We start from the raw sequence: 9,758 nt of genomic DNA on the forward strand, positions 1-9,758 counted from the left end.
TTGAGTATAATTCCATTTTTGTAGAGTCAAAGAGATAAACTTTTCTTTTCTTTGGTATCTGTTTTAAGATAATTTTCAACATATCTGTTTTACCTATACCACTTTCTCCAATTATTACAAATGGACTCGCATCTTTGTTGATACCACATAGCTCTACTTTTTCTTTATCTAAACCTAGGTATATCTCCTTATCTTCTCCTGTATAATCCATCATAGTATTATAGTCTAATATATCTGGCAATACTGGTATTCTTGGAGCCTTAACACCATAGGTTTTTTCATTTATATTATCTATTAAATTTGAAATATTTTCATTATACTCTATTTCATCTTTAAACTCATCTATAACATACATTTGCATCATATTAACTGAATCCTCATAATTTACTAATACTCGACCTCTTATCTCTGATTGTTGATATTGACTTCTACCTACTATCATATTTATTTCCGTTGCATCAAAGTTATAGCCTGCAATTTTATTTTTAAAATTATTTAGTGTTGCATACTTCATAGCACCTGATCTAGTTGCTGTCGCCAATAGATAAATGCCAAGGCCTTGACCGTCTCGAGAAATTTTTGTAAAGAAATCCTCTACTTCATAACCTAGTTCCCTTACTACATCATAATTGTCTATAACTATTACAATAGACCTAAGTTTATCTTCACTTACTCTATTATAAATAGATATATTCTGTACCATTTTCTCTGCTAATTTTTGCTTTCTTATACTTAATTCTTCTTCTATTATTCTTATAAATTTACTCATTCTTTCCTCATCATCGAAAGTTATATAATCTGATACATGGTTTAGTCTATTAAGAGATACAAGAGCATTACTTCCAAAATCTAATATATAGAAATTAAGGTTTTCTACTTTATTTTTCTGTGCAAGGGATAGTATTGAAGTCGATAAAAAGCTTGTCTTTCCATAACCAGATGATGCTATATATAAAATATTTCCTTCCCCTGTTAAATCAATACAATAGTCTTTTTGTTCTTGCTTTTCCGGAATATCAATTCTTCCTAGACTTAAATCTAAGTTTAATTCTTCTGGCAATTCATCTTTTAATTTCTCTGGTATACTAATTTGCTTCTTCAATGGTGGCAACCATGGCTTTTTAACTTCAACACAGTCTTCCTTTTTATATAATTCATCTAAAAAATCAACTACTACATCTAATTCCGTTTGTTGTACATGTTCAGACTTTCTCTTATCACTAAGGTCTTCATTTATCAATTCGCCTTGTCCTAAATCATTTATAAGGTAGATCCTATCGTCAATCTTTTCTTCTTCTTCAATAGAAACATAATCAGCACCACTCCAAGCCGATTGGAATAGCTCATATATTTCGTTATTTCCTACTTGTAAATACGCTCTACCTGGTTCAGTTATATTTGCTGCATCAGGAGTTTTAATAACCTCCTTACTATCAGCTTCGTTTTGTACTTTTAATGCCAACTTAAATTTTGAATTAGACCAAATTTGTTCATCAACTATACCACTAGGCCTTTGAGTTGCAAGGATTAAATGCACTCCTAAACTACGGCCGATTCGGGCAGTAGATACAAGTTCAGACATAAATTCTGGTTGTTCCTTCTTTAGTTCTGCAAACTCATCACTTATTATGAAAAGATGAGGCATAGGTTCATCAGCTTCTCCTGCCCTAAATATTTTACTATAATCATCAATATGGTTTACATCGAAAGCATTAAAAATTAATTGTCTTCTAGCCAATTCACTTTTTATAGAAGCTAAAGCTCTCATACTTTCACTTCCATCAAGATTGGTAATTACCCCTAGTAAATGTGGTAAATCCCTAAATAAACTTGCCATACCTCCACCTTTATAGTCAATAAGTAAAAATCCTACTTCATGAGGATGATAATTTATTGCAAGGGATAAAATATATGATTGTAATATTTCTGATTTTCCTGATCCAGTAGTACCAGCAACTAGTCCATGGGGACCATGAGCTTTTTCATGAAGGTTTAAATATACATAATCCTCTGTCCCTCTAACTCCCAAGGGCACTGCCAAAGTTTTATAAGCTACATTAGTATTCCATCTAGCTTCCACATTTAATTCATTAGGATGTTCAATATTATACATTTCAAAGAAGGTTATACTTTCCGGTATTTGCGACACCATTCCTTTTACATGGTCTAATACACTTAAATTTCTGGCCATCCATTCTAAATCTATATCATCAACATGTTGTAATTGAATATCTAAATTTACTAACTCTTTCTCATTTAAAACAAGAGTTCCCTCTTCTGAATTTTCTAACATTGCTACAGTTTCTATATTCTCTGGTAAATTGGATTTTAAATGGCTTGTATATATAATAGAAAATCCTAAGGAATACCCTTCCTTATCTAAATATTCCATTATAGAGTGATCCATTATAAGTTTTGGTTCATCTATTATAAATACAAGATGAGGGATATATGCTGCTTCTTTTTTTGACTCTTCAATTTTAAGTTTTCTATCCTTTAAAATCTGATGTAGACTTCCCATTATTTGGTCTCTTTTTCTTTCATTATTAATTGAGCCAAGTATATTTATTTGATGTATTTTTGAATGGGGATACCAATTAATCCACTCAAATTCAGTTTTATACTTTTCATCATATATAGTTATTATTTCAACATCATGGTAACTGTGAAAAAAGGCTATTTGAGATATGATAATTTTTAACTGTTCATGTATATTAGACTTTTCACCTACAATGCCTAAATGTGCTTTTTTTAAGTCAACAACAACAGGCTTACCATCTATTGTTGAAAATTCTTTTTCAATTTTTTTTGCTTCTTCTTCATATTCATCATCTTCTATAGCAAGCTCGTTGTATCCCACTTTTATTTTTAAATTCGTAGGTCCAGTTCTATAACCTAAGGCTATATTTAAAAAATCTGAATCATTAGAACTTCTTTCATATATTCGATGATTGTAGTTTTCAATCATTTCTTCAATTTCTTTAATATTAGGATAATTATAACTATAGACATCTTTTTCTTCATTATATGCTTTGTATATTTCTTTTCTTTTTCTTAATAAATAAGCATTATAAACTTTTTTAATTTTTTCATTAGTTTCTTTATATTCTTTTTTATCGCTTACATACCTTACTACTGAAAATATGGTAGTAACAATACTTCCAGCTACAAACATTAATACATATATTCCTCTTTTTAATAAAATGCTTATAGCAATGGTTACAGCCATCATAACAATAGGAGGTACTATAATTTGTACAAGGTTTCTTTTATCCATAGTCCTTTCTTGAGGAGCGTCTTTTATCTCAATAGTTTTATCCCTTACCCTTTTTATAATTCTTGGAGATCTTTTATATTTAGGAAAGTCCTCAAAAGGCTCATAAAATGGTGCTAATTCTAATATTTTTGTTTCTATTTTATTAATATCACCTTTTACAATAATTTCATTTTCTAAAATTGTAAACATATAATTGTCAATAAAAATTGTATCTCCTGATGTTATTCTATATCTTTGGCCTCGAAATGCTTCACCGTTTATAAATACCTGGCTTTTATCAATATTTTCCTGTGAAATAATCAATTCATTATTAGCTATTATACAGTTACAATTAATATCTTCTATATTAATATCACTATTTTCTTTACCAACGGTTATATATTCTTTCCTAACCAATCTTATAGTTTCATTAGGATAATAAAAGACCTCTTCATCTGGAGATAGGTGATACCATTTATATGGTAATATTTCTTCTTCTCCCTCCTTAGATTGCTTAGTTAATCTTTCACCTGCCTTAGTAAATATATGTCCTTTAAAGGCCATATTTTTATCTACAGGCAATTCTACATACTTATTTGATTTTTTTAATATTATACTCTCCATTTATGAATCTTCCTCACTATCATTAAATTTTTCTAGTAATGAATCTATATTTTGTTCAAGCTCTTTTATTTTAGAACTCTTTTCTGTTCCGTCCATAGTAGTGTCTTTTTCCAATTTATCTAGCTGTTTCATATAGGCATATAGTAATAATTCATCATCAGATAATTTCATTGCTATATTTACTGAATCATCTAATTCACTTCTTCCTAAATGTATCCAATAATCTAGGATTTCATCATTACTATCTAAAGAAACATTTTTAAAAATATTTTCTTTTTGTTCGTCAGTAAAACTTTCACTTCTTATATAAGAATTTGCTAAAATGAATTTTTGGGTTTTTCCCATATCCTTTATTTTCACATCTTTCAATATGTCAATAACATCTACATATTCTTTCTTTATATATGCTTCATTACTTTTGGAAATAGCCCTTTCTAAAGGAAGTACTTTAATATGCATATAAACTACATAAATTCCAGCAATTATTAATAATACCATAGTTATAGTTGATAACATTTTACGATTTTTATATTTCTTTTTATCAATTATTATTTTATTTTTTTGTCTATCTGATTTTATTTCTTCAAATTTATCATTTAGTGTATTTACAACTTCTTCAATAGAATTGGTTTCCAATACTTTCTTTAAGAATTTGTTCTTTGCTAATAATTGAGCCCCACCTTCTAAATAGTCTTCATAGGAATATTCATCTTGCCAAGTATCGCCTATAAGAGCTTTATATTGATTTAGGAAATCATTATCATCCTTATTTATTCTTATATCTCTCATTTTAATCTGTGCTTGTTCATCCTTGCCATAATAGAGATTCTTTGGCTCTAAAGAAAATTCATATTCCCCTATTAACTTTTCTAATTCTGAAACACTAATTAAAAACCTTAATTTAGTTAATGAATTTTCTTTTTTAAGATTACTAGCTTCTAATAGATTGGAAAAATTATAATGGAATATTAAATCCTCTTCTTTACTTTCAATTTTTAAATCTATGAAATGATTCTTAGGTAATTCTAACTTTCTATAATCATAATTATCTTTAGCGTTTAAAGATGATTCTTTAATTGTTTCTGATATGATTTTCTTGTCTTCACTAGTCAACAAGTTTTCCCCCTTAATTTATAATTTCTAGTATATCTCCTGTAAAAACTCCAGCTTTTTCAAAACTGAGTTGCTTATTAATATATTTTCCCTGTCTAATTGACTTAATTTTATAATCATCCCTATGTAAATTTGTCAATACATTATTTTTATATAATATATCTACCATATTTTCTATTTTCAATTCGGAATTTACTTGTATATTCCTTCTTATTTCACCATTATTCGTCGAAATGGTCAATGCTAATATCATCTAACCTTCTCCTTCTTAATCTATAATATAACAGAGTACCTATTATAAAGAAAAATATAAAAATACCACTAAAAATATAACCTTCTTTTGATCCAAGTTCATCATAGTTGTCATTTATAGTGATTTGCCTCTCTTCTAAAAATAGAGATTCCTTAGTATCTATATAAATATTACTTTTCATATTTTGCTTTTCTGTAAATAAAATATCCTTTTTCTCTTTTTCCTCCATTTTTTTATTTTTTATTGTCTTATTAATATTTTCTCTAGTTTCATCAGTAAATAATTTTATATTATATTTATCTGTTAATGAAGAATAACCATCTTCTTTATCTTCTAAAACTGAGGGATCTATATTAACATCTTCTTCTCCCACTAAAATCCTCCTAACTAAAGTGAAATGTTAAAAAGCCACTAGGAGACCAAAGTTCCTAATGGCTTCTTAAGTTTATTTTAGGCCAATTCTTTGAGAAATTTCTTGATCTACATCTACCATAGCCGTTGATACATCTCTTAATTGTTGAGCAATATCATTAATTAATTCTTTTGTTTTTTGAAAGCTTGGTCGTAAATCATTAAATTGCTGAGCAAATGCTTGACTACTTTGTCCTTCCCATTCTTGTTCTAAAGCTGAAACTAAACTTCCCATTTTTTCAACACATGCTTCAAATTCTTCACCTTGTTGATTAAATTCTGTAGCTTTTTGATTCATTTCATCTGGACTTAATCTAATATTCCCCATTGACATATTATTCACATCCCCTTTATATATTTTTATTTTATGTTATGTTTCTTTTCTATTTAATAATACGAATATTATTAATAGAAAAATTAGACTAACACACACTAATATTAAAACCTTATAATTTGAAATTAAATTTAAATTATTTTCACTTTCTGTTACTTGGAAATTATCCTGTTCTTCTTTTTTATTTATGTCTATATCTATACCATTTTTGACAATATCATTACTATTTTCTATATTTACTGGATTTACAATAAAGTCATAAACTTGAGTATATTCGAGAGATCCTACTCTTGTATAACCTAATTTCTTTGAGAATGAATCTAAAAGTTCTTGATTTTCCTTACTTGTATCATCCTTTATGTTTTTAGCATCCTTTAATCCTGCATGGATTTTTTTCTCTGAGCTTTCCATTGCATCATCAATACTTTCAAGCATAATACTAGTATTCTTATCAGCACCTTCAAAAACTTTATCAACAAGAGATAAATATTTATCATTATTATCATGAAGATTAGTAGATAAATCCATTGTATTGTCACTTAATGTATTTAATTTATCTTCTATTTCTGAAGAGCTATCTATTGGGACATAGGCACTTATATTATTGCCATAGTTCTCTACCATGTTCTTTTCTGTTTTTAGCCTATTACTATACTCTTCTCCTATGTTTTCGGCTCGTGTTTCTACTGGCTTTAGGATTTCTTCCATTAGTATTGTATTCATTTCCTCATCTTTTAGTTTTTCTATTTTACCTACATTCTCTTTAGTATTATTTATATTGTCTGTTTGTTCATCTATTATTTCTGAAACATTAATTGACTCATCAATAATTTGACTTATTTTTACTTCAGGTTCAAAAGTTGTTATTTCTTCATTTGCATATGTCAAAAATTTGTTTATGTCTTCTTCTTCTTCTAATATTTTTAATTCATATTCATCTTCTTCAGGTAGATTTTTCCTTACATCTGCTCTTAACAAACGTCTTAAATTTTCAAAACCTGCTTTATTTACTAGCCCCATAAATTCTTCATCCGAATTTAATTTTTCTCTAATTTCTGGGTTTCCATTAACTTCTGTAAGAATTCTTTGAACTACATCTAAATATGCTTGTTCTTTCTCTTTTCTCTCTTCCTTTTTTTTCTCCTCTTCTTCATTACCTATTACTTCGCCAAAACTTATATTTATACCTGGTCCTTTTTCATATCGAATATTTAAGTTTTTAGGTCCATTCCTACGAATTTCCATTACGGATACTAAATTTTTTAAATCATCTTTTATTTTACTGTCAATACCTTCTTCAATTTCATCCTTAGATTCACTAAATTTTTCTACTTCTCGTAAAATATCATTTATTTCATTTTGTTTTGCTGAAACTCTTTTTACATCTTCCCCTATATTTTTCTTATTACCGGATAAACCATCATTATAACTTTTCATTTCATTATTAAGTTTATCTCTACCTGCCTTATAAACCGGGTTTCCATCTTCATCCCTTAATACATCCACTCTTCCTACTGCAACAATCATTTTGTTTAATTCCTTAATTACCTCTTCTCCCTCACCTACAAAGGTGTACATATCTTCTAAGTTTACGTCAATTTGCCTAGTGAATTCTTCATTCATAGCTGAGACAAGGTCTTGGTTTTTACTAATGTAATCTGAAAAATCAATTGGTTCTGCAGTATTATCAAGTCTTTCAAGTTCAGGCATGTTTATCATTTCAATTAAATCATTTGGCTCTATTTCTAATATGGCTTGTTTATCTTTTAAATCATTTTTCATAACTTTTTTAGAAATATCTTGGGTCTCATGAAATTCTTTTAAAATATTATTTACATAGATATAGCCTAAATCATTATTAACTTTTTTCTCAAACCTTAATAAATTATATATAACCTGGGGCCTTACATTTTCATCAATATTACTACCTATTTCACATTTAAGTTTTGCTTTTGTTGGATTTTTATTTATACTTGATACATTTTCTGAAAAAGTTGAGGGAATTACAATATAGGCCCCATAAGTTCCTTCCTCTAACCCTGATCGGGCATCCCCTAATCCTGTATGAATAAAGTTTAAATCTGGTAGTTCTATTATTTCTTTACTATATAATTTTTTTTCATTACCTATTTCTACTCCATCATCTAAATCTACAACTGCTATCTTTTCACTAGTATGTTTCTTAACTGGTTTCTCAATGATTTTAAATTCCTTTTTAGAACCGATATAATTTCCTAATAGGAAACTCAAAAAGACTATTGCAATTAAAATAAGGATCTTGAGTAAATAACCCGAATTTTTCTTTTTAGTCTCTTCCATATTCTCGTATAACACCTCCTAACTATGTATATTTTGTAAAGCAAAAATTGTTAATATTAATTCTTAACAAAAGATTTAGGAGATTTAATTTTATGTTTTTTATACCTATATTTCTCATATTAACATTAAATAACAACTTATGTCAACAACTTTTTTCCCCGTAATATCTACATTATTCGATAAAATTCGTCAAAAAACCAGCATTTTTTATCCATGCTGGTTTTTACTCTTATTCATTATTTGTTTTTAACTCGATATATATTTCTTCTAGCATTTTTTCTTCTTCTTTAGTTAAATCTAGTTTTTCTATTAAGTCAGGTCTAGTTAAATAGGTCAATTTTAATGACTCATATAATCGCCAGTTTTCTATTTCCTTATGGTTTCCAGATAAAAGAACAGGGGAAACTATATGTCCCTTAAAATCTCTAGGTCTAGTATATTGAGGATATTCTAAAAGGCCATTGTAATGAGATTCCTCCATATAAGAATCTTCGCTACTCAGTACTCCTGGAATAAGTCTGACAATGGAATCTACTAGAACTAATGCTGGGATTTCCCCTCCAGTTAAAACATAGTCTCCTATAGAGATTTCTTCATCTACATAGTTTTCTATAATTCTATTATCTATTCCTTCATAATGACCACTTAATAATATTAAATGTGTTTCTTTAGATAATCTATTAGCTACACTTTGGGTATAAGGAATTCCTTTTGGGGATAAATATATAACCTTAGAACAATCAGTTTTAACATTATTTATAGCTTCATAAATAGGCTCGGGCCGCATAACCATACCTGGACCTCCACCATAAGGGTAATCATCTACCTTTTTATGTTTATCCTTAGAAAAATCCCTTATATTTACAGAATTCAAACTGACCAATTCCTTATCCATAGCCCGACCAATAATACTCCATTGGAAAAAACACTGAAAAATTTCAGGAAATAATGTTAACACATCTATCCTCATTATATCAATCCTTCAATGGGATCTACTTTAATTATCTTTTCCTCAATATTTATATCTTTTATAAATTCTTCAACTGCTGGAATTAAATATTCCTTGTCTATAGAATTATCTTTAATGACATAAATATCACTTGAACCTAATTTAATAACATCTATTACAGTACCAATTTTCCTCCCAAAAGTATCTAAAACAGTACATCCTATTATATCAAATATAAAGAATTGGTTATCATTTAGTTCAATTTTATCCTTTTCATCTATATACACATCTTGATTTTTAAATTTCTCTACTTCGTTAATATTATGGTAATTATCAAATTTAAGCATAACAATATTATCTTTATACCTAACATTTGTAATTTCTACTTTCAATTTATATTCTCCAATATAAATTTTTTTTAATTCATCAAATCGATGTATATTATCTGTAAAGGGTAAGACTTTAACTTCTCCTTTTATTCCATGGGTATTTATAATTT

General features: G+C 28.0%; 8 protein-coding genes. All 8 read right to left on the minus strand.

All coding sequences use genetic code 11. The annotated features are described in order from the left end of the window. Positions 1-3,880 (minus strand): type VII secretion protein EssC (essC, locus tag VK071_12880; GenBank protein ID HLR36207.1); only part of this gene is annotated, 3,880 nt, incomplete at its 3' end. Then, positions 3,881-4,993: a type VII secretion protein EssB gene (gene essB / locus VK071_12885; GenBank protein ID HLR36208.1), complete on the minus strand. Its 1,113-nt coding sequence runs from the start codon at positions 4,991-4,993 to the stop codon at positions 3,881-3,883. Between the two features lie 13 nt (positions 4,994-5,006). Next, positions 5,007-5,246, minus strand: coding sequence for a hypothetical protein (locus VK071_12890; protein HLR36209.1), 240 nt, complete (start codon positions 5,244-5,246; stop codon positions 5,007-5,009). Beyond that, complete coding sequence (gene essA / locus VK071_12895) at positions 5,215-5,619, minus strand: type VII secretion protein EssA (protein ID HLR36210.1); 405 nt, start codon at positions 5,617-5,619, stop codon at positions 5,215-5,217. The genes VK071_12890 and essA overlap by 32 nt, the downstream gene beginning before the upstream one ends. A gap of 72 nt (positions 5,620-5,691) precedes the next feature. Further along, entirely contained in the window at positions 5,692-5,991 is a 300-nt protein-coding gene (locus tag VK071_12900; protein ID HLR36211.1) for a WXG100 family type VII secretion target, read from the minus strand. 36 nt (positions 5,992-6,027) lie between these two features. Further along, positions 6,028-8,310, minus strand: coding sequence for a hypothetical protein (locus VK071_12905; protein HLR36212.1), 2,283 nt, complete (start codon positions 8,308-8,310; stop codon positions 6,028-6,030). A 229-nt stretch (positions 8,311-8,539) separates the two neighbouring features. After that, positions 8,540-9,280, minus strand: coding sequence for a tRNA (guanosine(37)-N1)-methyltransferase TrmD (gene trmD, locus VK071_12910; protein ID HLR36213.1), 741 nt, complete (start codon positions 9,278-9,280; stop codon positions 8,540-8,542). After that, the coding region (gene rimM / locus VK071_12915) for a ribosome maturation factor RimM (protein HLR36214.1) at positions 9,280-9,758 on the minus strand (479 nt) is incomplete at its 5' end. The genes rimM and trmD, both read right to left, overlap by 1 nt.

Source organism: Tissierellales bacterium, from assembly GCA_035301805.1.
Taxonomy (GTDB): domain Bacteria; phylum Bacillota; class Clostridia; order Tissierellales; family DATGTQ01; genus DATGTQ01.